Annotated in this window: 20 protein-coding genes; 10 read left to right on the forward strand and 10 right to left on the reverse strand. The window is 61.7% G+C overall.

Translation table 11 applies throughout. The annotated features are described in order from the left end of the window. Positions 1-25: 25 nt before the first annotated feature. The 3 genes from J5274_RS19045 to J5274_RS19055 form a co-directional block, all read right to left on the reverse strand. Positions 26-1,336 (reverse strand): sensor domain-containing diguanylate cyclase, encoded by a 1,311-nt coding sequence (locus J5274_RS19045; protein WP_142831312.1) that lies wholly within the window; start codon positions 1,334-1,336, stop codon positions 26-28. Between the two features lie 12 nt (positions 1,337-1,348). Beyond that, positions 1,349-1,708, reverse strand: a complete 360-nt coding sequence (locus J5274_RS19050) for a PAS domain-containing protein (RefSeq protein WP_202617198.1) — start codon at positions 1,706-1,708, stop codon at positions 1,349-1,351. A gap of 225 nt (positions 1,709-1,933) precedes the next feature. After that, on the reverse strand, positions 1,934-3,724 hold the full coding sequence (locus tag J5274_RS19055; protein WP_209187938.1) for a bifunctional diguanylate cyclase/phosphodiesterase: 1,791 nt from the start codon (positions 3,722-3,724) through the stop codon (positions 1,934-1,936). Between the two features lie 263 nt (positions 3,725-3,987). Here J5274_RS19055 and J5274_RS19060 point away from each other — a divergent pair, with 263 nt between their 5' ends. The 8 genes from J5274_RS19060 to J5274_RS19095 all read left to right on the forward strand — a co-directional run bounded on the left by J5274_RS19060 (position 3,988) and on the right by J5274_RS19095 (position 13,120). Further along, positions 3,988-4,227 carry a hypothetical protein gene (locus J5274_RS19060; protein ID WP_142831314.1) on the forward strand — a complete coding sequence of 80 codons (240 nt, stop codon included), beginning with the start codon at positions 3,988-3,990 and terminating at the stop codon, positions 4,225-4,227. A gap of 242 nt (positions 4,228-4,469) precedes the next feature. Next, the gene (locus J5274_RS19065; RefSeq protein ID WP_209184744.1) at positions 4,470-5,201 is read left to right on the forward strand and encodes a FadR/GntR family transcriptional regulator; all 732 of its coding nucleotides are present in this window, start codon (positions 4,470-4,472) and stop codon (positions 5,199-5,201) included. A gap of 69 nt (positions 5,202-5,270) precedes the next feature. Continuing rightward, a complete protein-coding gene (locus J5274_RS19070; RefSeq protein ID WP_219275496.1) occupies positions 5,271-6,779 on the forward strand; it encodes an ABC transporter substrate-binding protein in 1,509 nt (502 codons plus the stop codon). A gap of 57 nt (positions 6,780-6,836) precedes the next feature. Next, positions 6,837-7,784, forward strand: a complete 948-nt coding sequence (locus J5274_RS19075; RefSeq protein WP_219275497.1) for an ABC transporter permease — start codon at positions 6,837-6,839, stop codon at positions 7,782-7,784. After that, complete coding sequence (locus tag J5274_RS19080) at positions 7,781-8,665, forward strand: ABC transporter permease (RefSeq protein WP_219275498.1); 885 nt, start codon at positions 7,781-7,783, stop codon at positions 8,663-8,665. Before J5274_RS19075 ends, J5274_RS19080 begins: the two co-directional genes overlap by 4 nt. 21 nt (positions 8,666-8,686) lie before the next feature. Then, positions 8,687-10,474 carry a gamma-glutamyltransferase family protein gene (locus J5274_RS19085; RefSeq protein WP_142831319.1) on the forward strand — a complete coding sequence of 596 codons (1,788 nt, stop codon included), beginning with the start codon at positions 8,687-8,689 and terminating at the stop codon, positions 10,472-10,474. 1 nt (position 10,475) lies between these two features. Beyond that, positions 10,476-11,234, forward strand: coding sequence for a DUF1028 domain-containing protein (locus J5274_RS19090; RefSeq protein WP_219275499.1), 759 nt, complete (start codon positions 10,476-10,478; stop codon positions 11,232-11,234). Between the two features lie 35 nt (positions 11,235-11,269). After that, on the forward strand, positions 11,270-13,120 hold the full coding sequence (locus J5274_RS19095) for an ABC transporter ATP-binding protein (RefSeq protein WP_247749793.1): 1,851 nt from the start codon (positions 11,270-11,272) through the stop codon (positions 13,118-13,120). 45 nt (positions 13,121-13,165) lie between these two features. Here the strand turns inward: J5274_RS19095 and J5274_RS19100 are convergent, their stop codons facing one another. Further along, positions 13,166-14,227 carry an aldo/keto reductase gene (locus tag J5274_RS19100; RefSeq protein WP_209187944.1) on the reverse strand — a complete coding sequence of 354 codons (1,062 nt, stop codon included), beginning with the start codon at positions 14,225-14,227 and terminating at the stop codon, positions 13,166-13,168. Between the two features lie 507 nt (positions 14,228-14,734). Between J5274_RS19100 and J5274_RS19105 the strand changes: the two genes are divergently transcribed. Both J5274_RS19105 and J5274_RS19110 read left to right on the forward strand, forming a co-directional pair. Next, entirely contained in the window at positions 14,735-15,886 is a 1,152-nt protein-coding gene (locus tag J5274_RS19105; protein WP_224128836.1) for a glycosyltransferase family 4 protein, read from the forward strand. After that, positions 15,883-17,211, forward strand: a complete 1,329-nt coding sequence (locus J5274_RS19110; protein WP_257625717.1) for a hypothetical protein — start codon at positions 15,883-15,885, stop codon at positions 17,209-17,211. Before J5274_RS19105 ends, J5274_RS19110 begins: the two co-directional genes overlap by 4 nt. Positions 17,212-17,216: 5 nt before the next feature. On the opposite strand, the gene J5274_RS19115 is transcribed toward J5274_RS19110, so the two are convergent. The 6 genes from J5274_RS19115 to J5274_RS19140 are packed head-to-tail and all read right to left on the reverse strand — an operon-like array spanning position 17,217 to position 25,633. Next, entirely contained in the window at positions 17,217-18,362 is a 1,146-nt protein-coding gene (locus J5274_RS19115) for a glycosyltransferase (RefSeq protein WP_219275500.1), read from the reverse strand. Beyond that, positions 18,355-19,368, reverse strand: coding sequence for a polysaccharide deacetylase family protein (locus J5274_RS19120; protein ID WP_219275501.1), 1,014 nt, complete (start codon positions 19,366-19,368; stop codon positions 18,355-18,357). The genes J5274_RS19115 and J5274_RS19120 overlap by 8 nt, the downstream gene beginning before the upstream one ends. Beyond that, positions 19,361-20,908 carry a lipid II flippase MurJ gene (locus tag J5274_RS19125; protein WP_219275502.1) on the reverse strand — a complete coding sequence of 516 codons (1,548 nt, stop codon included), beginning with the start codon at positions 20,906-20,908 and terminating at the stop codon, positions 19,361-19,363. Before J5274_RS19125 ends, J5274_RS19120 begins: the two co-directional genes overlap by 8 nt. Further along, positions 20,905-22,311 (reverse strand): O-antigen ligase, encoded by a 1,407-nt coding sequence (locus J5274_RS19130; protein WP_257625718.1) that lies wholly within the window; start codon positions 22,309-22,311, stop codon positions 20,905-20,907. Before J5274_RS19130 ends, J5274_RS19125 begins: the two co-directional genes overlap by 4 nt. Then, complete coding sequence (locus J5274_RS19135) at positions 22,308-23,441, reverse strand: glycosyltransferase family 4 protein (protein ID WP_209187948.1); 1,134 nt, start codon at positions 23,439-23,441, stop codon at positions 22,308-22,310. The genes J5274_RS19130 and J5274_RS19135 overlap by 4 nt, the downstream gene beginning before the upstream one ends. Then, on the reverse strand, positions 23,441-25,633 hold the full coding sequence (locus tag J5274_RS19140; protein WP_219275503.1) for an exopolysaccharide transport family protein: 2,193 nt from the start codon (positions 25,631-25,633) through the stop codon (positions 23,441-23,443). The genes J5274_RS19135 and J5274_RS19140 overlap by 1 nt, the downstream gene beginning before the upstream one ends. Positions 25,634-25,637 lie beyond the last annotated feature (4 nt).

Below are 25,637 nucleotides of genomic sequence, written 5' to 3' on the forward strand. Positions count from 1 at the left end.
GTCGCAGCGCGGCTGAGCATGAGGATCAGGCCAACACGGTTTTCATAGGTGCGGATTCCGTCCGGTTGCGGCCCGCGCGCTTGGCCCTGTAGAGCGCTCCGTCGGCAGCGGCAAGCAGTGCTGCCGCACTTCCGACTGACAAGGGACCGGCTGCACAGCCGAAGCTTGCCGTAACCTTCAGCAGCGAATCTCCGACACTCACGGGCACGGAGGCAATGGCGATCCGGACGCGCTCGGCGATTTCGACCGATTCCTCCAGAGACGTGTCGGGCAGGAGGATTGTGAATTCCTCGCCGCCGATGCGCGCAAACGTGTCGCCGGGCCGCATCATTGTCTGGCATGCGTTGGCCACCGAACGCAGCACATCGTCGCCGACGCTGTGGCCGTAGCTGTCGTTGATCAGCTTGAAGTGGTCTATGTCGAACATGAGGATGGCGAAGGATCGTCCGGAGCCGCGACTTAGCACATACTCTTTTTCGGCAGCTTCGAAGAACGCACCGCGGTTGTAGGCGCCGGTGAGGTGGTCGGTTCGCAACAGCCGCTTGAGTTCCAGCATATCCGTGTCACGCCGCTCCACCTTGCGCATGATGACGGTGTATCCCTGGATCGACGTGTCGCTGCCAGCCGTTTTGTCGGCGCATACGGCGATGAGGCTCTGGCACCAGTAACGCTCGCCGTCGCGTCGCAGGCCCCAGCCTTCGTCGATATGCCAGCCGTCCCTTCGTGCGTGTTCGAGGCGACGGTCCATATAGGCCCCCTGTCCGCCCGGCTGCGGCTCGACCAGATCGCCAATCGGCATCCCCTCCAACTCGAACGCGTCAAAGCCGGTCTGCTCCAGAAGGGTGGAATTTACCGCATCGATCACGCCATCCGTACCAAGCGATGCGACGCCGAAATCCTTGACACCCTCCAGCAACGACCCGAACCACGTCTCGGCTTCCCTCAGCCGTCGCTCCTGGCGGACCTGAAGCGACACATCGGTTAGCGTCACCACGTAACGCTCGTCCTTCAGCTTGACGATGGTGCAGTTCAGGATGCGCTGCTCGTCGGGCTTGTCGGCGGCTATCGGCCCAGCGTAAATGCGGTGGTTATCGCAAATCGTTCCCCGCCTGCCGGCAAAATCCTGGATCAGCGAGCGCAATTCGGGAGCCGTGTTTTCAAACACCGTCAGCAAGTTTGTCATGATGCCGTCTGTCGCCAGCGGTATGACGAGTTTCATGGCAAGCGGGTTCATCAGGTTTATCGCGCCGTCGCGCGCCATGTCGACAAGGCCGACGGGACATGCGTAGACGAATTGCAGAAGCTTTTCGTATTCGATCTCTTGCGACTGTTCCATGACGGTGCCCGATCAGCGCAGTATCAGAATGTATCTCAGCGCCAAATCCGACCCTTTCAGCAGGCGAAGCCGAACAGGGGTGGGACGCATACGCAATGTCAGGACATAAGGAATGATGTCGTCGATCTGATCTTCGTCCTCGAACCGTTGCGCGACCAGAAAATTATTCATGCACTGGGCAATTTCATCGAAAAAGTCCGAACCCAGGACGGTTTCCCGACGAAGTCCGGCAAGAGATGATTCCGTCGCATTATAGCGTTCGACGATACCGTCTGCATTGAGGCCGACCACCCCGAATGCGAGGCTGTCGAACGTCGTGTCATCCATCTTTTCCAGAGCCAGCCCAGAAATACCTTCGAACGAAGCCGTCACCCTTGATCCCCACTCTGTCACATGGCCCCGTCGGAGCCAGCCCTGCAGAAATTAGCAGAACCTCCAAAGTGGTGGAATATCGTAAATTGACAAGAAGTGAAAACACAAACACTTAGCGGCCTCCGTGACGATCCGGGCGCCCTTAGGGATCGCGTCACAACCATGGCAGAAACACCGGCGCGGCGCCGCGCCATCCAAGGGTGCAATTGACATCAGGGACTTGCCTCAAGCCGACCGATAAGTGTCGCCGGTGGCAGCCAGACTCTTCTGCTGCGAATCATGCCAGCGTTCGAACTCGCGAGGCTTCAGCGGCTTTGCAAAGAGATAGCCCTGCGCCTCGTCGCAATGGATGCCGGCAAGAATGTCCCGGGCTTTCCTGGTTTCCACACCCTCGGCGACGACGCGGTAGCCGAGGTCGTGGCTGAGGGAAATCATCGATCGCACGAGGTTGCGCTCGCGCGTTCCGTCTTCCAGGTTTCTGATGAAGGACCGGTCGATCTTGACGACGGTTGCCGGCAGCAGCTGGAGATAGGACAAGCTGCTGTAGCCGGTGCCGAAATCATCGATGGAGAGACGGATGCCGGCCTCCGCCAGAGAGCGCAGCTTTTCCATTGCCTTTGCCGCGTCCTTCATGATCGAGCTTTCCGTCACCTCCAGCTCCAGCATCTCAACCGAAATTTCGTGGCGACGCAAAGCAAGACCGACCTGCTCGGCAAAGTCTTCCTCTTCCAGATTGGCTGCAGAGACGTTGACGGACAGCGGCATATGCAGGCCGGTGTCCTTCCAGGCCCTTGTCTGGCGAAGGGCGGCATCCAGAACCCAGGCTGTCATTTTCCGCACATGCGGCGAATGCTCGACGATCGCCACAAACTCGCCGGGCGAGACGGCGCCAAAGTCCGGGTGGCGCCAGCGCAACAGCACTTCGGCCGCCACGCAGCGACCACTTGCAAGATCTATGCGCGGCTGGAACACGACCGACAATTGATTGTCTGAATCGAGAGCCGTGCCGAAATCCTCCAGCAACCGGAAGGCGCGTTCGTGCTTGGCGTGGCTGGAGGCCGAAAAAAGGCTGACCCGGGCCTCGGTGCTACGTGCATCCTGGGCGGCACTGTTCAATTGCTGCAAAAGTTCCGCCGGGATGATTTTTCTGGCGATAAACGGCGCAACACCCATCACCGGCGTCATCACGAACCTGAGGCTCAATCCAGCTTCGATCTGCGCCAGCATAACGCCAAGTCTGGCAAGATATTTTTGTTTTCGGACCGCTTTCGGAGCGATGAAAGCGAATTGCGTCGATGACACGTGATAGGTGGTTCTTGCGTGGCCGAGGGACAACCGGATGATCCGTCCGGCCTCCCGAATGCAGGTGTCGACATGGGCCGGACCCATCACCCGCGCGAGCGTATCGATCTGCGCGCTATCGGCAAGATCGACCAGAACGGCAAAACGTTGAAGCCCGCTGGCATCGTCCAGTACGAGGTCGGAAAGGTCGTCGAAGAACTGCACCCGGTTTGGCAGACCGCTGATCGGGTCGATCCGGCCGATGGAATGCTGCAGTTCGATTTGCGACATTACCATCGCGGCGAGGTCCCGCAAGCCCGAAAGCTCTTCCTCCGTCGCGGTGCGCGGCTCCGTTCCAAGGACGCAGAGGGCGCCGAGGCCGTGCCCCTCGCGCGTTATCAAAGGGGCGCCGGCATAGAAGCGAATGCCGCTTTTGCCAAGAACGCTTTCCCGGTAGCAACTGTCCCCTGCCATATCCGGAATGACCAACAGGTCCTTGGATTCCGCCACTTGCGCGCACGGCGCGCGATCCCGAGGAATGGAGTCGTGATCGACGCCGACGCGGGATTTGAACCATTGCCGATCGACGTCTGTCAGTGATACGGCAGCGATCGGTAGGTTGAAAATTTTGCTTGCCATTCGCGTTATGCGATCAAAATTTTCACTGGCTGGCGTATCGAGAAGCCCGAGATTGTATAGCGCCTCGAGGCGCTCTTGCTCTGTTGAGTTTGTCATGGGAAATCTGTTCAAGCTGACGCTCCAATGCGTCTGATCACAAGCTAACACCTGTCGATTATCGATTACAGAAGAAAGCATATCTTATTTTAACAATGTGCCAGATGAGGCGCTTCACCGGCAATTCCAAGCATTTCATCGCCTATTGGCCTTGCTCCGGCCTGTCGGCGCCGGAGCCGCCGTTCCCTCGATGTTCGATACAAACGCTTTTGCTTTGCCGACAAGGCTGCTAGAGGGCGGCGTTTTGAAGCAAGGAAAAGATTATGAAAATGCTGGTTCGCCTGATCCTCGTCATCGTCATCGCACTGGTCGCGACGGTCGGTTTTCGCTGGTATCGCTACGTCACCAACACCGACAGCCCCTATGATGAAGTCGGCATCACGCTCAATTCCTCCATGCCCGCCCCGATCAACGCCTGGGGCTGCGCGCGCCTGAAGACGACGTTTTCCAACAACCTGCCCCCATACGGCTGCGCCGCTGCCGACGGCAAGAGCTGGAAGTAGGCTCGGTCTTTTAAAACAAATAGTCATTTGCACCGTGCGCCCATCCAAGCGCGCTGCAGCATCTGCCGGGGCAGCCGATCCCGGCAGCACGCTTGAGCCGACCCGGCTCGGGCACATTTGCGGCCTAAGCGCTTAGCCCAATAATTATGCAATTTCATGGATGCACAAAAAAGCGCTTGACGCCTCGCTGCAACGTGGCTTGAATGGAACCAATCAAACATTGGTTCGCCTTGAGCTGGAATATGACCGTAAGCAACCTGCCGGAAAATTCGACCTATGCTCTGGAACGGCTGAGAGGCCTGCTGCACTCGGGCGAGCTCGATGCAGACGGCAAGCTGCCCACCGAGCGGGCGCTGTCGGAACAGTTCGACGTCAGCCGTCGCGCCCTGCGCAGGGCTCTCGAGGTGCTGGAGGCAGAGGGTTTGATCTGGCGCAAGCAGGGATCCGGCACCTATGCCGGACCGCGCCCCGATGGCTGGAGCGAGCACGTCGGCTCGATCGTCGCCAGCACCGATATTACGGAAATCATGGAAGTCCGCTTGCGGATCGAACCGCAATTGGCCCAGCTTGCGGCGATCCGCGCCAAGGACATTTCGATCAGGCGCATGTACGAACTGGCGGAAAAGATCTACCGCAGCGACGATGCGGACGGTCGGGAATTGTGGGACGGCGCCCTGCACCGGCTGATCGCCCAGAGCGCCGGTAACCAGTTCTTCCTGACAATTTTCGACTTTATCAATCACGTTCGCCAGGACGAAGCGTGGCAAACCATTCGCGAATTGGCCCGCAGCAACAGCCGCACGCGGGAGCGGACCCACGATCAGCATCGGGCCATCATCGACGCGATCGCGGCACGCGACCCGATGGGCGCTGCCGAAGCGATGCGACAGCACCTTCTGCTGCTGCAGGAAAGCCTGATCCGCGTCACCTCCTTCGACGCCCAACTGCCGGCACTGCGGCAAGAGGATGCCTGAGGCAGCATTGAGAATACCACAGATGGATCCGGCCTTGACCGGACCGCGCCATAAACAGGGGAAACAAAAATGAAAATCGCCAAATTTCTATCGCTCCTCTCCATCGGCACCCTCTGCGCCCTGCCGGCGCTCGGTGCCGAGCTAAAAATCGGGCTGCAGGACGACGCCGATGTGCTCGACCCCGCCCAATCCCGTACCTTCGTCGGCCGCATCGTCTATACGGCCTTGTGCGACAAGCTGGTCGATGTGACGGCGAAGCTCGAGTTCGTTCCGCAGCTGGCGACAGCCTGGAAGTGGTCGGCTGATGGCAAGGAGCTGACGATGACGCTACGCCAGGGCGTCAAGTTCCACGACGGCACACCCTTCAACGCCCAGGCTGTCGTAGACGATATCCAGCGCAACAAGACGATGCCGGAATCGCGACGTAAGAGCGAACTCTCCTCCGTCACCAACATCGAGGCAACCAGCGAATACGAGGTGAAGTTCACGCTGAAAGCGCCGGATGTGACACTGCTTGCCCAGCTCTCCGACCGCGCCGGCATGATGGTGTCGCCCACAGCCGCCAAGGCCGCCGGTGCAAAATTCGGAGATCATCCCGTCTGCTCCGGCCCGTTCAAGTTCGTCGAGCGGGTGCAACAGGACCGCATCGTGCTTGAGAAGTTCCAGGACTACTGGAACAAGGACAATATCTTCATCGACAAGATTACCTATCTTCCGATCCCGGACACGACAGTGCGCCTCGCCAATCTGCGCTCGGGCGATCTCGACATGATCGAGCGCGTTTCAGCCACCGATGTGGCGACGGTCAAGGGCGACCCCAAGCTCGCCTATGCCGACGCCGTCGGCACGGGCTGGCTCGGCATCTACGCCAACATCGGCAACGGTCCGCGCGCCAAGAACCCGATGGGTGAGGACAAGCGGTTGCGCCAGGCATTCTCGCTTGCCATCGACCGGGAGGCGGCAATGCAGATCGTCTTTGACGGCACGGCGCTGGCCGGAAACCAGCCGTTTTCGCCCAATAGCCCCTGGTTCGACAAGGATATCCCGGTGCCCGCCCGCGATGTGGACAAGGCCAAAGCCCTGATCAAGGCGGCCGGCTTTGAGCGCGTGCCCGTAGAAATCGCCGTCACCAACGATCCCGTCACCCTGCAGATGATGCAGATCATCCAGTCGATGGTCGCCGAAGCCGGCTTCGACGTAACGCTGAAGCCGACGGAATTCGCCACCCTGCTCGATGCCCAGACGGCCGGAAACTATCAGCTCAGCCGCTCCGACTGGTCGGGACGGGCCGATCCGGATGGTAACATCCAGCAGTTCGTTACCACCGGCGCCGGACTGAACGATTCCAAGTACAGCAACCCCGAGGTCGACAAGCTGCTGGTCGAAGCTCGCCAGTCGCAAGACGCCGCAGTCCGCAAGCAAAAATACAATGCGGCGCTCGCCATCCTCAACGATGAATTGCCGATCATCTATCTCGGCCATTCCGCCTGGATCTGGGCCTACAACAAGGCCGTCACCGGCTTTGTCCCCTCGCCTGATGGCATGATCCGCATGGTCGGCGTCAAGAAGAGCGGCTAATCGAGCCAGCCGCGCGGGGAACTCTCGCGCGGCCGATGCAAAAGGTTGGGATCGGCCATGTACACCTACATCGGAAAGAGACTGCTCGTCGCCATACCGACGCTCATCATCATCTCGATCTTCGTCTTTTCGCTGCAGAAGCTTTTGCCCGGCGATCCCGTCCTTGCCATGGCGGGCGAAGAGCGGGACCCGCAGGTCATAGAATTCCTGCGTGAGAAATACCGGCTGAACGATCCCGTCGTCTATCAATACGGGTACTGGCTGGGCGCGGTGCTCAAGGGCGACCTTGGCATCTCGCTGCGCACCAACCAGCCCGTCCTCACCCTGGTCGCCCAGAAACTGCCGGTGACCTTGCAGCTGGCCGTCATGTCGATGATTTTTGCCGTCGTCATCGGCATTCCGATGGGCATCCTCGCGGCCGTCAAGCGCAACACGATCATCGACTTTTTCGCCAACATCGTCGCGTTGTGCGGCCTGTCGATCCCGAATTTCTGGCTCGGCATCATGTTGATCCTGCTGATTTCGGTAAAGCTCGGCTGGCTGCCGGCCTCCGGCTACCAGCCCTTCTTCGACGATCCGCTGCAATCGATCAAGACGATGCTGATGCCCGCCTTCGTGCTGGGCAATGCGCTGGCGGCAACCCTGATGCGCCACACACGATCCTCCATGCTGAGCGTGCTCAGCGCCGATTACATCCGAACGGCGCGCGCCAAGGGTCTCAAGGAATCTGCCGTGGTATTGCAGCATACGTTTCGCAATGCGCTGCTGCCGATCATCACCGTCAGTGCCCTGCTGTTCGGCGAACTGCTGGCGGGCGCGGTGCTGACCGAGCAGATCTTCACCATTCCCGGCTTCGGCAAGCTGATCGTCGATGCCGTCTTCAACCGCGACTATGCGGTCGTCCAGGGCGTGGTGCTCTGCACCGCCGTGGGCTTCATTTTCATGAACCTCGTTGCCGACGTGTTTTCCGTCCTTCTCAATCCGAGACTAAGGGCCGCCCTATGAGCACGATCAACCCCGTCGCTTCCATCCCGGTTTCAACCGCCAGCCCGCGCTCGACCAACCGCGCATGGCGCAAGCTCAAAGCCAACAAGGGCGCGCTCATTGGGCTTGTCATCATCCTGTTCTTTGTCGTCATGGCGATTGCAGCACCCCTCCTGCCCATCCCCAATCCTATCGCCACCAGCTGGTCTTCCATCCGCAAGGCACCCTCAGCGGCCCATTGGCTGGGCACCGACGACATCGGTCGCGACATCCTTTCGCGCATGATCTGGGGCGCGCGGGCGTCGCTGATGGCCGGCATCTTCTCGGTGGCCATCGCAGTCGTCATCGGCGTGCCGCTCGGCCTTATCTCCGGCTATTTCGGCGGCTGGATCGACATGATCATCTCGCGTGTGACGGAAGCGTTTCTCGCCATGCCTTTCCTGATCATGGCCATCGCGCTTGCCGCCTTCCTCGGACCAAGCCTCACCAACGCCATGATTGCCATCGGCCTCTCCGCCATGCCCGTCTTCATCCGCCTGACGCGCGGCCAGGTGATGGCCGTCAAGACCGAGGAATATGTCGAAGGCGCCCGCTCGATCGGTCTTCGTCACTTCAGCATCATCACCCGCTACATCCTGCCCAACGTGCTCGCCCCGATCCTCGTACAGGCCACCCTAACCATCGCGACGGCAATCATTGCCGAGGCGAGCCTCTCATTCCTCGGCCTCGGCCAGCAGCCGCCGGCACCGAGCTGGGGCTCCATGCTCAACGTCGCCAAGAACTTTCTCGGCCAGGCGCCGTGGATGGCCATGTGGCCTGGAGCGGCGATCTTCCTCGTCGTTATCGGTTTCAATCTTCTCGGCGACGGACTTCGCGATGCCCTCGACCCGCGCGACTCCTGATTACTCTCAAAGGACTTTGCCATGAACGCTTTTACCACGCGCCCCGAGATCCTCGGCACCTTCGGTGTTGTCACATCCACCCACTGGATCGCCTCGGCGGTCGGTATGAGCATCCTGGAAAAGGGTGGCAATGCATTCGACGCCGCTGTTGCTACCGGTTTCGTCCTGCAGATCATAGAACCGCATCTGTGCGGTCCAGGCGGCGATCTGCCGGCGCTGATCTATTCGAAGAAGAAGGGCAAGGTGGAGGTGATCTGCGCCCAGGGTCCCGCCCCGGCCGGCGCCACCATCGAGCACTACACGAGTGAAGGCCTGACGCTCATTCCCGGCGATGGGCTGCTATCGACCGTCATTCCGGGCGCCTTCGACGGCTGGATGCTAATGCTGCGCGACTATGGCACGATGACCGTCCGCGATGTTCTTGAGCCGGCTATTTATTACGCCGAAAATGGCCATCCAGTCCTTCCCCGGGTTTCGGCAACCATCAAGGGCCTTTCCCAATTCTTCGAAACGGAGTGGCCTACATCCCATGCCCACTGGCTTCCCGGCGGTTCTCATCCGGAGCCACATTCGAATTTTCGACAGCCGGCACTGGCCGAAACATGGCGCCGGGTTATCGCCGAGGCGGAAAGCAAGCGCGGCCGCGAGGCGCAGGTCGATGCTGCCCGAGACGCATTCTACAAAGGGTTCATTGCCGAGGCGATCGATGGCTACGTGCGCAACAATGCGGTGATGGACGCGAGCGGAACAAGGCACAAGGGCGTACTGACCGGCGAAGACATGGCCGGCTGGTCGGCGACCGTCGAGGCGCCGCAGACGTTCGACTATCATGGCTGGACGGTGGCAAAGACCGACACCTGGGGTCAGGGACCCGTCTTCCTGCAGGCGCTGTCGCTGTTGAAAGGCTTCGATATCGCCGCGATGGACCCGGCGGGCGCCGATTTCGTCCACACCGTCACCGAGGCGATGAAGCTCGCCTTTGCCGACCGCGAGGTCTACTACGGCGATCCCGATTTCTGCGACGTACCGCTCGACCACCTCCTGTCGGAAGCCTATGCTGCGGAACGTCGCAAGCTGATCGCACCCGAAGCCTCGATCGACCTGCGCCCCGGCAAGCTTGTGGGTTTCGAGGCCCAGTGGGACGCGACGATGGCCATGCTGGATAACTCGGCTGCCAAGTCGGGCGCCGTCTACGAGCCGACCATGTCGCATCTGACCGAAAAGCGCGGCGACACCGTGCATATCGACGTGATCGACCGCGAGGGCAACATGGTGTCCGTGACACCCTCGGGCGGCTGGCTGCAATCGTCTCCGACCATTCCGGGCCTCGGCTTCTGCCTCAATTCCCGGGCCCAGATGTTCTGGCTGAAGCCTGGGCTGCCCTCGTCGCTTGCACCCGGCAAGCGGCCGAGGACCACCCTGACGCCGTCGATAGCACTCCACGAGGGCCGCCCGGCTCTGTCTTTCGGAACGCCCGGTGGCGACCAGCAAGACCAGTGGCAGCTGGTGTTCTTCCTGCACTACGTCCACCACAAGATGAACCTGCAGCAGGCGATCGACACGCCGCTGTTCCACACGACCCATTTTCCGAGCTCGTTCTATCCCCGCACCCGCGAGCCAGGCGGTTTGACGGTGGAGGCGAATTTCGGGTCGGAGGTGCTGGAAGCCCTGCGCGCCAAGGGTCACCGGTTGACGGTTGCGGACGAGTGGACCGTTGGCCGGCTGACTGCGGCCGGACGCGACGCCTGCGGCTTGCTCCGGGCAGCGGCCACACCGCGGCTAATGCAAGCCTATGCAGTGGGGCGTTGATATGACCTGGTCCATCGTTACCCGCGATCCCGAAACCGGCCACCTCGCCATCGCCGTCGCCACGCGTTTTTTCGCGGTCGGCAGCATCGTGCCTCATATACGCGGGGGTGTCGGCGCCATCGCGACGCAGGCTTTCTCGAGCCCGCTCTATGGAACGGACGGCCTGATCATGCTGGCCGAGGGCAAGACGCCGCAGCAGACCATTGCTGCACTCACAAATCGCGACGACGGCCACGAGCAGCGTCAATTGCACCTGATCGACGGCAAGGGCCGCAACGCAGCCTTTACCGGGGGAAAATGCATCGATTGGGCCGGCCATCTCGTCGACGAGAACGTTTCCGTTGCCGGCAACATGCTGTCCGGCCCGCAGGTGATCGCCAAAACGCTTGAGACATTCAAGAAGACGTCCGGAGCGCCGTTGGCCGAAGGGCTGCTGGAAGCGATGCAGGCCGGCGAAGACGCCGGCGGCGACAAGCGCGGGCAGCAATCTGCAGCGCTCGTGATTTACCGCGACCAGGACTATGCCTGGCTCAACATCCGCGTCGACGACCACGCCGAACCGCTCGCCGAACTGCGGCGTCTCTACGCCGTGGCAAAGGAGCGCTACCTGCCCGTCGCCGAAACCGCGCCAACCCGGGAGAACCCGAGCGGCATGATCGACCGCAGCGCAATCGATGCGGAAATTGCGCGGATGGAGGCCGAGCGCAAGGCCGCCGGGCTATCGTCGGCCTCCTTTGCCACCTCGCCGAAATCCGTTTGAAACTCGGCCGCCCATAGCAGATATCGAGGTACTCCATGACCGATACAGCCGCTGAGAAGACCATGACCGGTGCAGTGCCGGTGCTGTCAGTCTCCCATCTGACGACCTCTTTTCGCGTCGATGGCCAGTGGCGTTCGGTCGTCCGCGACATCTCCTTCGATGTCATGCCCGGTGAAACCGTGGCGATTGTCGGGGAAAGCGGGTCGGGCAAGAGTGTGACCTCGCTGTCGATCATGCGCCTGCTTGCTGCCAACAGCAGCCGGATCGAGGGCAGCATCCTGCTTGGAGGCCGCGATATCCTTTCACTGTCCGACAAGGAAATGAGAGGCGTTCGCGGCAAGGACGTCGCGATGATCTTCCAGGAGCCGATGACCTCGCTCAATCCGATCTTCACCATCGGCCGCCAGATCTCGGAAGCACTCACCTGCCACGGCGATATTTCGAAGGCCGAGGCAAAGGCAGAGACCATTCGCCTCCTCGAAAAGGTGCGCATTCCCAACGCCGCCTCGCGCTTCAATGAGTATCCGCACCAGTTCTCTGGTGGCATGCGCCAGCGAGTGATGATTGCCATGGCGCTGGCCTCGAGGCCGAAGCTATTGATCGCCGACGAGCCTACCACCGCGCTCGACGTGACGATCCAGGGGCAGATCCTAGACCTCATCAAGATCCTGCAGGAGGAGGAAGGCATGTCCGTCCTCTTCATCACCCACGACATGGGCGTCGTCGCCGAAATTTCCGACCGCACCATCGTCATGTATCGCGGCGAAGCGGTCGAGAGCGGCGCGACCGACGATATCTTCCATCGCGGCAAGCATCCCTATACCCGGGCTCTCCTCTCCGCCGTCCCCCGCCTCGGTTCGATGACGGACAAGGCCTGGCCGCTGCGTTTCCCCGTCGTCGATGCGGCCACCGGTGTCCTCCAGCAACCGGGCGAGGTGGCAGACACCGTCGATCGCCGCCAGACGCCGATCCTCGACGTCAAGAACCTCACCACCCGCTTCGATATCCATGGCGGCCTGCTGGGGCGAAAGACCGGCGCCATCCATGCGGTGGAAAACGTCTCGTTCGATCTCTTTCAGGGCGAAACTCTGTCGCTTGTCGGCGAAAGCGGTTGCGGCAAGTCGACCACCGGGCGCTCCATCATGCGTCTCATAGAGCCCGATGGCGGAGAGGTGCATCTCGACGGCTACGACGTGATGAAGCTGGATTCACTGGCCCTTCGCCAGATGCGTCGCAGCATCCAGATGATCTTCCAGGACCCGTTCGCCAGCCTCAATCCCCGGCTGACCATCGGCTTTGCCGTCGCTGAGCCCGTGATCGAGCACGGCCTCGCTACCCGCGCCCAGGCGCGCGACAAGGCGGCCGACCTGCTGGAACGTGTCGGCCTGAAGGCCGACATGATGAGCCGCTACCCGCACGAGTTTTCCGGCGGCCAGCGTCAGCGCATCTGCATCGCCCGTGCCCTGGCGCTCGATCCGAAGGTCATCGTCGCCGACGAGAGCGTCTCGGCGCTCGATGTCTCCATCAAGGCGCAGGTCTGCAATCTGCTGATGGACCTGCAGCAGAGCCTGCACCTCGCCTTCCTGTTCATCTCCCACGACATGGCGGTTGTCGAGCGCGTCAGTCACCGCGTCGCCGTGATGTATCTGGGTGAGATCGTCGAGATCGGACCGCGCGCGGCGGTGTTCGAAAACCCGCAGCATCCCTATACGAAGAAACTCATCGCGGCGGTTCCAGTCCCCGATCCCTCGCGCCGGGGCATCAAGCGGGATATGTCGACGGATGAGCTCAGAAGCCCGATCCGTGCCATCGGCTATGAGCCGCCTGTACGCAGCTACCGCGAAGTATCTGCCGGTCACCTCGTGCGGCTCGACGAGCCCGCCTGACCGGCAGTTTGCGCAGACCCTATCCGGGGTCTGATGTCGTGATCATCATGCGTCCTGCAGATAGGGCGCGATCAGGCTGAGGTCGGCTTCGCTCAGGCGATCGGTGGCGGTGTTTTTCTGGTGCCAGTAGGGGTATTGCAGCCAGGGTTGGCTGACCTTGTCGAGCCCTGCCCGCTCCTCGTCGGTAAGCTTGAGTTCGGCAGCAGCAAGGTTGTCCCTGAACTGCGCTTCCGTGCGGCCGCCGATGATGACGGAGGTCACGCCCTTGCGGCCGATCAACCAGGCAAGAGCCACCTGGGCGGCAGACACGCCACGGCTGTCGCCGATTTCGACCAGCGCGTCGACGATATTCCAGAGGCGGTCTTCGTCGCGGATCGGCGGTTCGGTCCAGCCGGCAAACTGGCGCGTACCTTCGGGAGCTGCCTGATTGCGGCGATGCTTGCCTGACAGAAGACCGCCGGAAATCGGGCTCCAGATCAGGATACCGAGACCCTGGTCGATGCTGATCGGGATGAGTTCGTTTTCAGCGTCTCGGCTTTCCAGCGTGTAGTGGATCTGCTGGCTGACAAAGCGCTGGTAACGATCACGCTCGGCAACGCCAAGCGCCTTCATGATGTGCCAGCCGGAAAAGTTGGAGCAGCCGATATAGCGGACCTTGCCCTGACGCACGAGCGTATCCAGCGCCTCCATGGTTTCCTCGACCGGCGTCGTCCCGTCCCATTCGTGGACCTGATAGAGGTCGATGACATCGGTCTTCATGCGCTTGAGGCTGGCTTCGCAACCGGCGATCAGGTGCTGGCGGGAGAGGCCGCTGCTGTTCGGGCCGTCGCCCATCGGGAAGCGCACTTTGGTGGCGACCAGAACATCGTTCTTGCGGGGCCCACCGATGATCTCGCCGAGAATTTCCTCGCAGACACCTTGCGAATAGGCGTCGGCCGTGTCGATCAGGTTGACGCCGGCATCGACGCAGATATCGACGAGGCGCCGCGCCTCGTTGACGCCGAGATCACCGACGGTCTTCGCCCAGCCGACACCGCCAAAGGTCATGGTGCCCATCGTGATCGTCGAGACTTTCAGGCCCGAACGGCCGAGTTGCCGATATTCCATTTCTCTCTCCCATTTTCGCGCCGGCAGCACTCGCCGGTCAATTCCGCACCAACTGAACCAATGACAACGCCGACAGTTGCATCCTTGTCGATGGCACACGCGACGGAATGCAAAGGACACCGGCCTGCTGGCGACGATGCGTGCATACCCTATCGCCAACGTCCGAGCGCCGCCATCGCTGCAAAAATGAGAGCCCCGATCAAAACTCTGTGATACGGCGCCAAAACAATCTAGGGCGGCGAAAGAGATCACCGCCACCTTGCCAGAAATGACTTCGGACGAACTGGAGGCGTGCCGAAAGTGAACATTACGACTGCCTATCGATGCAAAAATACAACAGAAATACAGTGGATAGCCCGAAATGTATCATGTCGGGAAAAAATTTTGGCATTAACCATCAATGACTTAAGCTGTCGACAAGCGATCTGAGAAGGTTAATGATTAGATAAGGCTTCTATTACGTTATCCTCAATAAAGCGTTGACAAACGACAGGCACCACCACACCCATGACCTTCGAGATTGTCCAAATCATCCAGGAATTCAACACCGTGGGGGGTGCAGAACGGGTCGCTTGGGACCTGTCGATCGCCTTTGGCCAGCTCGGCCAGGTAAACTCGGTCGTGGCATCGACGACGCCGCAATTTCCCCCTGCCAATGTCAAGCTCCGGCCGATTGTGCCCTGGCTCGCACGCCTCCCGAAGCGGGGGCTGTTTCGCCATGCCGGGCGGATGGTGGTCGTGCCGATCTTCACGATCGCGGCCAATTTTGCGAACCTGCCCAAAAGAGAAAGCGTGCTGATCAGCCATGGCGATACGTTTTATGGCGACATCCTGGTGGTGCACGCCGTCAATGCCGAGAACCTGAAGGAAAAGCGACGTGCCGGGCAGTGGAGCTGGCTCCTCAACCCGATCCATGCCTGGGTTGCCGTCCGCGACAGGCTGATGATCGGCGGCCTCAGGTATCGCCGCTATGTGGCCGTGTCGGGCCGCGTCAAGCACGAGCTGATGGACAATTACAGGGTTCCATCGGACCGTATCGCCATCATTCCGAACGGGATAGACCTGTCCAAGTTCAGGGCGGAACCGAGAGGCGGCCATGCGCTGCGTGCCGAGTTCGGAATTCCGGATAACGCCAGACTGTTGCTGTTCGTCGGCCACGAATTCAGCCGCAAGGGCCTCGCCTACGTCATACAGGCCATGCAGACGCTGAACGATCCGACCCTGTGGCTCCTCGTTGTCGGCTCTGACAATCGCAAACCCTATGTCGCCATGGCAGGGTCCCTCGCATCCCGTATCGTTTTTGCCGGCGAACGCCGTGATATGGAGCGCATCTACCCCGCTGCCGACGCCTTCGTCCTGCCCACGGCCTACGAGACTTTCTCGTTGGTCTGCATGGAGGCAATGGCCTGTGGCGTGCCCGTATTGGCAACCCGTGTCGGTGGTATCGAGGAGTATCTGAAGGACGGTGTCAACGGCTACGGCATCGACCGCGACCGGGACGACATCGCCAGGAAGCTTGCCCTCGTTTTTTCCGGCGAAAGCGGCCTCCAGACACTCAAGGCAGGTGCAATTGCCACGGCAGACAGCTACAGCTGGAATGAGATAAGCCGGCGCTATGTGAGCCTTGCCGAAGACGTGCTCCGGGAGAAATATGCATGAGCCGATTGCCTCGGGCTTTCCTCTGCTGGGCAGGCTGCGTCAGCCTCGTCCTGGCGTCTATCGCCGGGCAAGCTTTTGCCGCCGAGGGAACGCTGCGGTGGCGAACGGGAAGCGGCAACATCGTCACGCATCTGACAGGAGAGGCGACGGCCCCGCTTTACGAGGGCCTGCATGCGATCGGTGCCCGCCTTGGGCGGATGAACTCCTACGGCTGGCGGGATCTTAAGCGCATTCCCACGCCGCACGACTTCGACGCCGCCATGATGGAAGCCTTTCACAAGGGCATAACGCCGGTGATGCTTCTGGAATACGAGGGCAGTTACCAGTACATCGATCCGCCGCAGCCGGTCGGCGCCTACAGCGACTGGTTCCGTGCCGGCGCCGAGTATGCCCGGCGGTTCCGTCCGAACGGCGATTGGGGCCGCGAAAACGGCATCAAGGATTTCGGCGCAACGATCTTTGCCGCCATTAACGAACCGGATGTGCAGAACACCATCCCGAAGAAGGACTATCACGACGCGCTCGCAGGACTGGCCGACGGCATCCATTCGATCGACAGGACGCTCAAAGTCGTTCCCGGAGGGTTTGCCGCCTGCAATATCGACGGCGACGCCACGCTCAGGGGCTACGGTCCGGCCATCGCCGACCTGCTGGAGAACGGCAAGCTGGATGGCCTCGACCTGCACACCTATTACAACGACCGCTGGTACCCCCTGACGGAAGGCCGTCAATTTTCCGCGCAGACCTGCTTCGACAAGATCAAGTCCAACATGGGCCTGAAGCGCGATATCAATTTCTACGCTACGGAATTCAACATCTCCCGCAGTGAAGGCTGGGGGGATGAGAAACTCTCGGCCAAACTCTTCCTGACGGCTTTCTGGGACAATTTTGGGGTCGTCGGCGCGAAGGGCCAGCCCGTCACCGTCTTCGCATTCCCGTGGAATATCGGCGATACCGCGCGCGTCGATGGGCCAGGCTACGCGATGGCGGCAAGCGAGTCACCCTGGCGGCCGGAGGAGCGCTCCAAGGTGATGCAGCGTGTTCTCGGCATTGCCGGCGACATGACCATCGTTGCCTCCGATCCCTACCACAGCGGAACGATGCATCTGACCGGACCGAAGTCGGATCTGTTCGTATGGCACAACCTGCGCGGATGGACGGATATCTCGGGTGGTCGCTGGACCATCGACCTGCCACAAGGCGCGCGCCGGATCGAGCTTTGGGGCTGGGACGGTCTTCGGGAGACCCACGAAGTTTCCGGTGACCGCTACGTCTTCGAAGCCCTTCCCGGTGGCGAGACATACATGGCACTTGTCACGCGCTGAAGGCTTCAGCGATGGCGGCGGGCTGCCGCTGCAGCTTTCCAGGCGGAATGGAGCTGGTCGGCGATTGCCTCGTAGGTGAACGAGTTGCGCACATTTTCGAGCCCCGCAACCGCTTTGTCGAACCTGGCCTGCGGGTTTTGATGGATATGCGTCAAAAGCTCGGCAATCGCACCGGGATCCCGCTCAGGCACGATCCATCCGCCTTTGCCGACAACATCCGGAATGGCTCCCGAGCGCGCGCCGATCACCGGAACCCCGCAGCTCTGCGCCTCGATGATGACTCGCCCGAACTGTTCCTTCACCGCCGGGGTCATATGCGTCATGAGCACAAGTGCATCCAGCGAACGGATGAAGTCGGCAACGCCTTCGGGATTGTCCCATGGGCGGATAGTCAGGCGGTCGCTGAGACCGAGCCGCTCTGCCCGTGCGCGCAATTCGCCTTCGAAGGGCCCCTCGCCCATCAGTTTCAGTAAAACCGGAGCTTTCGTCAGGGCCATGGCATCAAGAACATCGTGAATGCCTTTTTCCTCGATCAGGCGGCCGACATAGCCGAGGACCAGCCGCGACGATCCGGAGGCATCGCCTGTTGCGGGCATCGGCCTGAAGACCTGCTGGTCGACACCGTAGCCGATCGTGCTCACCGGCCCGCGATAGCCCCTTGCCTGGGCCACCACGGTGGCGTCGCTGCTGCGGGACAGGAGATGGGCGGTGTGGCCAAGCACATCCTTGCGGATCGCCTCGAAGGGCGGCGGCAGCCGCTTGAGGATGTTCTGGTCAACCTCAAGTACGAGCGCGGCATCGCCCTTCAGTATGCGGGCCTGTAGCGCGATGAAACTCCAGGGCTCCTCCCAGAGGTGGATGACGTGAGGCTGCGTTTCCCGGATGAGACGACCGAGGCCGCGATAGACGTGCAGGTACCAGCTGAACGGCCCGGCATGAGGGAACAGGATCGGCAGGACATGCGTGGTCACGCCGGGGTCGCCACCGGGATCGGCGGACAGGCTGCGACCGAACTGCTTCCAGCGGCTCGGCACGACCAGGTGGACGTCGAGATCGCTTCGACCTTCGAACGGTGCATAACGCAAGCGGCCGGCCGCGCGCGAAACGCCGGTATGGGCGATAGAGATGACCCTCAGTTTCTCCTTAGACACGACCGAGCATCCTCGCGGCGGCTGCCGACGCGCCGGCGATATGAAGCTCCGGTATCAACAGGTTGCGGTGAGCGCCATTCAGGGTGACGCGCGGATAGGCATATGGAACGTCGCCAGCCTTGAGCACGCCCTTCGTGGTCGTCGCGACGCTCTCGTAGCCTGACATGCGGGCAATCTCGAAATCGCGCGGACCGCAGTCGTTCACGCGCCCATAGGGGAATGCGAAATGGGCAACGGGAACGCCGAGCTTTTCGCGCAGGCGCGTGCGGCTTTCCGCCAGTTCGCGCCGTGCATCCTCTGGCGAAAGTGCGGAAACCCGGGGATGGGACAGAGTGTGCGAGCCGATTTCCACCAGCGGATCCTTCGCCAGCTCCGACAGCATGTCCCAGGTGATCGCATGCCGCCGATGCACCGCCGCGACGTCGACATCGTTCTCATGGCAGAACGTCTCGTAGCGGGTGTTGGCCTCGCGGCCACTCCAGCTGTTCTGCAAGTCCTCGAACACCAAGACTTTGCACTGTGCCGTCTCCGTCGCAACACGGCTGCCGTCTACGATGATGTAATCCCTCTGCTGGATCGTCTCCTCGAGACCGATCCACCACATCGGGAGGGTCCCGTCCGGAATTCCGGTCGTCACGAACAGCGTTATCGGCACGCCGTGCCGGCGAAACAGCGGGACAACCGTCTCGTAGGTGTCGCGGTAGCAATCGTCGATGGAGAAATTGACGAAGCTATTGCGTGTCAGAGGGTCTCTCGCCAGCGTCAACCCTTCCTCGATCGTCACCACCTTGCGTCGGCTGGCTGCCAGATAGCTCAGCAACGCATCGAGAAAATCGAGATCGAGATAGAAGTTGCGGTTTGGCAGGGTTGGCCACATCGCGGCGGGCGCGCCCCGGTGAAAGGTGAAGAAACAGCCCCGCGCACTGCGCATGGCATCGATCCACCGCGCCATGGCAGCCAGCATGGACGAGGAAAACGATGGAGGCGACAAAGCGCTGTCAGGCATCAGGCGGCGTTCCTTTCCTTGACATTATCGAACGGTAGAGCTTCCCGAATATTTCCGGGGCGAGCAAGGCGGCAGCAAACACGACCGCGACGAGATAGACCCCGATACCGCAGGCAAGTCGCGCAAGTCCGCCGTCGAAAAAGCCGATGATCTCCTTGCCCGCAAAGGCCATCAGCGCGACCGGCAGGAGCCCCCGTGCCAGCAGCTTGAACAGCGACATCGGCGTGCCGAGTGCGATGATGACGGTAGTGCACATGACGAGGCTGCGGACAGTCTCGCCGAGCCCCAGGAAGAAGGTCCCGTAGGTATGCGTGTGCTGCAGCGCCGCCGAGGTGGCATTGATGCCGATATTGGCAAGGTAGGAGGCGACGAGGATGCCGGCGGCAAGCGTGCTGCGGTTGGCCCGGTTCAACAGCCGCAGCAGGATCCATCCAAGCGTCGATGCCCATAGTCCGATGGAAATGCCGCGCAATGCCTCGCTGGTCAATTCGACGCCAAGCGCATTGAAGGCGCCGCGCTGGAAGATCATGCGGACGATATCGGGCGCAAAGACGAAGATGAAAGCCGAGGCCGGCATCATCACGATGGCGACGAAACGCGTAATCGCCTCCGCCTGCTCCTTCAGCTTGCCGTCTCCACCGTGGGAAAGGACCGCGAGCCCTATGGGCTGGCTGACGAGCAGCAGCGCGCTGTCGGTCAGTGTACGCGCATAATCCATGGATGCGATGGCGCCGGTCGTCAGCCTTGAGGCAAGCAGCCGCTCGAGCCAGATGCTCGTCTGTTCGGCCGCCGGCAGCGGCAGGAACGGCACGAGGCGGCCGAGGAAGATGTTTGTCTCGGTCCGGATGTCGGCGACGCTGAGCTCGCGAAGGGCAAGGTTCCCCTCGCGCCACAAAGCCCAGATCGCCCAGATCGCAAGGCCGTTGAAAGACAAGGTGAAGGCGATGGCAAGCATCTGGCCCTTGCCGGTAAGCACCAGCATGCAGAGGCCGAGCATCACGCCGATGTTGAGCATGGCGGCACGCGCATTGGTCACGCGTGTCTTGCCGAAGGCGATTTCGCCCGCTGCCAGGCAATTGATCGCCACGGAGGCCGGCATCGAGAACGCCATGATCCGCACGAAATAGATCGTCTCCTGCTGATCTGCAGCCGAAACGCCTGCCATCATCGTATCCACCAGGAAATCGGCGATAACGATGGTGAGCACCATCAGCAGTGCACCGATGGCGGAGAGAGCGACGGTCATCGCTGCCAGACGGCGGGCGGCTTCGCCATTGCGCCCCGCCTCCTGCATGCGCGGAATGAGGATTGCGGGAACGCTCTCGTTCTGCAGGAAGGCGAGCGGCAGCAGAATGATCGTCATCGAGCTTCGGAAGCTGTCGGCGAGTGCTGCGACACCGACCACATGCGCCATGAAGACCTCGCGTACGAAGCCGAGGGTCTTGCTGAACAAGGCACCGCTCGAGAGCCTCGCTGCGACCTTCTTGATCGAAGGCTCTGCCGCCGGTGCTGGCTCGTTTTCCTGTTCTGTTTTCGTCATGAAGCTGGGCCACTGCGCGTTTCGCCGGGGCGCGGATCGAGCGGCATCAGGACGACGAAGCTCCAGAACAGGAACCCCGCCTCGGCCGCCGTGATATTGGCCAAAGGGATCTGCAGCAGGCTGCCCATCGCCATTGCCCCGATCATGACCGCCTGGCGCGAGCGCTGCACGAGGGACCGCATGACGGCGTTCGATATCGCCCAGCCGAAGCTGCAGAGGCACAGAATGCCGACGACGATCCCCATCGTTATCCAGCAGGCAATGATCATGCCGTCGATCGGCATCTGGCCGGCCGAGCCGACATCGGTGACGGTAAAGCCGTTGCCGATCACCGAACTGTCCGGCTGCATCCAAAGGGTATAATATTGCATCAGGCGCTCCTGGAACGAGCCGTCCTGGCTGCCTTGACCGAGTGTTGCCAGGCGCTCTCCGATGACATCCGAAAAGGGCGGAATGGTCACGGCAATGGCGCCGGCCAGAACCAGGAAGATGGCGATCGCCTGCGCCTTCAGGCGCGTGCTGGTAAAGGCCAGGCAGAAGATCAGGGCCAGGATCAGCGACAGCCAAGCGGTGCGGTAGAGCGTCAGCAACAAGGCGAGGATCGACGGCGCGGCGACGAACAACGAAATCCACCCTGTGCGCAGGAAGGCAACGAGCAGGAGGCCTGCCGCCGTAAAACTTGCGAAACTCGCCGGGCTGTTCATCGTCGAGAATACCCGGACGCCATAGGGCACGGGATCGCCGATGGACAGGATGGGCGCGAACTGCATCCAGTAGCGGTCCCACGGCTGGGGATCGACATATTGGAGAATGCCGTAGAGGCCGGTGATCGGCAGGATGACGAAAAAGGCGCGCACGGCGGCATCCAGGATCTCGTCGCGGTCTGCGCGGATTGTCAGCACGGCTGCGTAAAGCACCGGTGTCATCCATTTCAGCAGGCCGCTCGCCGCATCGTTCATCTTGCCCTGCAGGAGAGACAGCACGCCGGCATAGACGATGCAGCCACAGACAAGCACGAGAGGACCGAGACGGCTGTCGAAGCTTTCCTTGCGGTTGACGATATGGCGCAGTTCGACGACGGGCACGAGAAGCGCCATCAGTGGTCCGATCAGCACCAGGCCGAGTTCATCGTAGCCGGCGCCGTTGTCGATGACCCGCCTGACGAACGGCGCAAAGGCAAACAGCACGAGGCTTGCCTGGAAATGCGAGGCAATGCCGTTGCGCCAGGCAAGGATTGCCACGCCGATGCAACCGGCAACGAACAGCGGCCTGCCAAGCCCGCCGGTAAAATTGCCGATGACCGCGAATAGGCCGATCAACGCCAGCGCGGTGAGCCAGCCGGGAATTCTGCCCCAGTTTTTTCCATGCAGCCCGCCGGACACATCCATCCTCATGGCCGTCATGCCGCCGCAACCTTTGCCACGATGCGGGACACGGTCTGCCGCATGGTGACGATGTCGTAGACGGCGTTGACGCGCTGCTTTCCGACCGTCGCCTTTTCGCCAAAGGGCTTACGGTTTTCAAGGAAGCGTAACAGGGCGGCTGCGAGCGCTCTGGCGTCGCCTGCAGCAACGAGCGTTCCCGCCTTGCCGCCATCCAGAATTTCAGCGGAGGCGCCGGTGTCGGTGGCAATGACCGGAGTCCCCGCGCGCATTGCCTCGACGAGCGTCAGCCCGAATGGTTCCGGATCGACGGACGGATGAACAACGACATCCACCGCCTGCATCAGGCAGGGCACATCGGCACGCTGGCCGAGAAAGTGGACGCGATCCGCCAGTCCGGCTCTGCCAACCATATCGATCAAGCGACTGCGGTATTCATCCTCGCCAAACAGCGCACTGCCGACGATAATACACTGAACACCGGGAAGAGCTTCCAGGGCCTCAAGCACCACATGCTGGCCTTTCCAAGGCGCCAGCCGGCTGAAGACGCCGATGAGTGGGCCCTGCGGGAGCCCGAGCGCGGCGCGGTCGAGCGTCGGCGGCTGGTCGAGCGCGATCCCGTTTGGGACGATGTGCACAGAGCCGGCACGGCCTCCGGCAGCGACAAACGCGTCTGCGGCAGCTTGCGACGGCACGATGACGCAGGCTGCCCGCATAGTCGCCAGCATGACCTGCATCCGGCGCTGCATTGACCCGAAATGGCGACCGTCCATGATGTCGTGGAGATGCCAGATAAGCGGACGCCGGAGCAAAAACGAGGCGAGAGCAGACAGCAGGAACGCCTTTTGCGAATTGGCGTAGACCACGTCGTTTTGGCGAGCGGCAGCGGCGATCGCGCGGACCAGTCTCAAAAGCCGCGCCACGAGCGGCAAGGCTGCAAACAGGGACTGGTCGCGCTTGATCGTGCCGAGTTTCGCGCCGGAAGCGACCGAGACATCGATGCCTTGCCGGCGAAGGACATCTTCGAGCGGCCCACCCTCGAGCAGGAATGCGGAAGCGTCCTTCCAGCCGACAGTCAGGCTGGCAAGGACGTATTCTGCGCCCGACATCACCCCTGCCTGGTTCACGAATAGAACGCGCGGTGCGCCCATCAGGCGCTCCTTCTCTGTAGCCGGGCTGGAATATCCGCCGAGTGTCTGTCCGGGCCAATTGGCGGCAAGAGCAGCGCCCCGACGCTGAGCAGACCGAGTTCCGCCATCACTGCGCTCGCCTCATCCAGCTCCTTGTCGGTCTCGCCACCGCTGTCTGCGCAAACGACGGCACGGATTTGCAGCTGGGCTGCGAGCATGGCAAGGACATGGTTGGAGCGGGAATCGAACAACGCCGGGCCGCTAAGCAGCACAAAGTCATAGTGGCCGGCCCAGTCCATCATCGCCGTCAGCCCCTGCCGCTTGGCGGTGGCAAAAAGGTCGAGATCGGCTGGCCTGCCGGGGATGACATCGAGACCGGGCGTTTGCGTCCGGGAGACAGAGGCCGCAGGTTCGACCTTTCCAGCCAGCACGTCGCCAAGGGTCGGGTGATCTGCGGGGAGTTCGAACGCAGCTGCAAACTCCAGAGACGAGGGCGCGCATTCGATCATCAGGACCCTGAGCCCGCCCTTCACCAGCGCCTGTCCCGCCAGCAGACAGGCAAACGGCGCATTGCGCGAGTCATTGCCGACGGGCAGGAACACCAGCGGCCGTCCGCCCGAGGTTTCGACGAGGTCGGCCGCGATCTGCCGCACGCTCTGTCGGAACCCGGCAGACAGCATACTCCACCACGCCATGGTCAAAAGCGTCTCGTCGGGCTTTTCTGCCAGACCCGACGCCGGCAGTGCGGCGATGACCGGAAGCTTCTCAGCGACAACGACCGCATCGGGTGCTGCAGCCACGGCAGCGGGATCTGGCGCCGGCTCTTTCCGCGTCCTGGCAAACGGACGAACGATTTTTCCCCGTGGTTGCAGATCTGCACGGAAGCGGTCCCAGAACACGCAGCCTGCGCCAGCGAAGAACAGCCCAAGGGCCAGTCCCGCAGCCACCATGGGCATCTTTTTCGGGAAATAGGGTGTGGTCGGCATTTCGGCGAGGCTGACGAGGCGGGCACCGCCGTTTAGCGACCTGCGCTCCGACTCCAGTTCGCTGGCGCGCTGATAGAGCTGCGTATAAAGCTGGCGCTTGGCCTCCACATCCCGAACCATGCCTTCGATGGAAGCCTCATGCGAGCGTGCATCGGCAGCGTTGTCCTTGGCCTTGGCGGTTTGTGCCTTGAGCGCTGTCACCAGGCTGGAGGCGGTTTCGTAATCCTTGCGGGCATTGGCCGATATGCGGTCGATCTCGGCGGTCAGTTGCTTCTGCAGCAGCTCCATCGAGGCTTCGAGCATGCGACGCTGCGGGTGTCGCGGTCCGAGCACTGTGTTGCTGGCAGCCAGCTGGTTGCCGATCGTCGCCATCTGCTGCCTGAGATCGGCAACCGTGCGGTTTTCCAGCGCCATGGTCGAGGCATCCTGCCCGTTGCGCGTGTCCTTGATGGCATCGAGGCGGGCCTGTGCCTGCGCCTTGGCCTGTTCGGCGGCGGCAAGCTGCTGGCTGACGCTGGTCAGGCCTTCGGAGCTGATCGCTGCAGTCGATCCCTGCACCAGTCCGTTCTGCTGCCGAAAGGCCTCGATCTTGGCAAGGCTGTCGCGAATTTCGGTGTCGAGATTGGCGATCTCCTGCCACAGATACTTTGCGGCAACTTCACGGCTGTTGGATTGAGAGCTGCGCTGGTCGTCCAGATAGGCCGTGACCAGAGCATTCGCCAACGTCATCGCGGTGGCCGGAAGTGCGGAATTGTACGAGATGGACAGAACACGGGACCGGCCGATGGCGGCGACGGCGTAATGTTGCGCTACCGTGTCGGCCAGCAGCTGGGAATCGGCCGGAAGAGTTGCGCAGCGGGCGCCGGCATTGCGGCATTCGGCGATCACCTCGTCATAGACGCCGGGTTGCGCCAACGCGATCTTCAGCAGCCGCGAGGAGCGCACGATCATGATCTGGCTTTCCAGATCGGCCGGGTCGCCCTGTTTCTGGGCCCAGACATCCGACGTGCGCGTGGCCGGATCGTCCTCGGCAACGATGACCGAGCCGGTTGCAAGGTAACGCGGCGGAATGACGATGGTCGCGACGACGGAGAGCAGCACCACTGTCGCAAGGATGGCGAGCGCCAGCAGGCGGTGGCGCCATATCGTCGCGACGATACCGCTGCGCTCAACGCTAGCCGGTGCGTCGATCGACCGATCCTCCGCCATGTCACGCCTGTCGATCATTGCG

The organism is Rhizobium sp. L51/94 (genome assembly GCF_019355555.1).
Taxonomy (GTDB): domain Bacteria; phylum Pseudomonadota; class Alphaproteobacteria; order Rhizobiales; family Rhizobiaceae; genus Rhizobium; species Rhizobium rhododendri.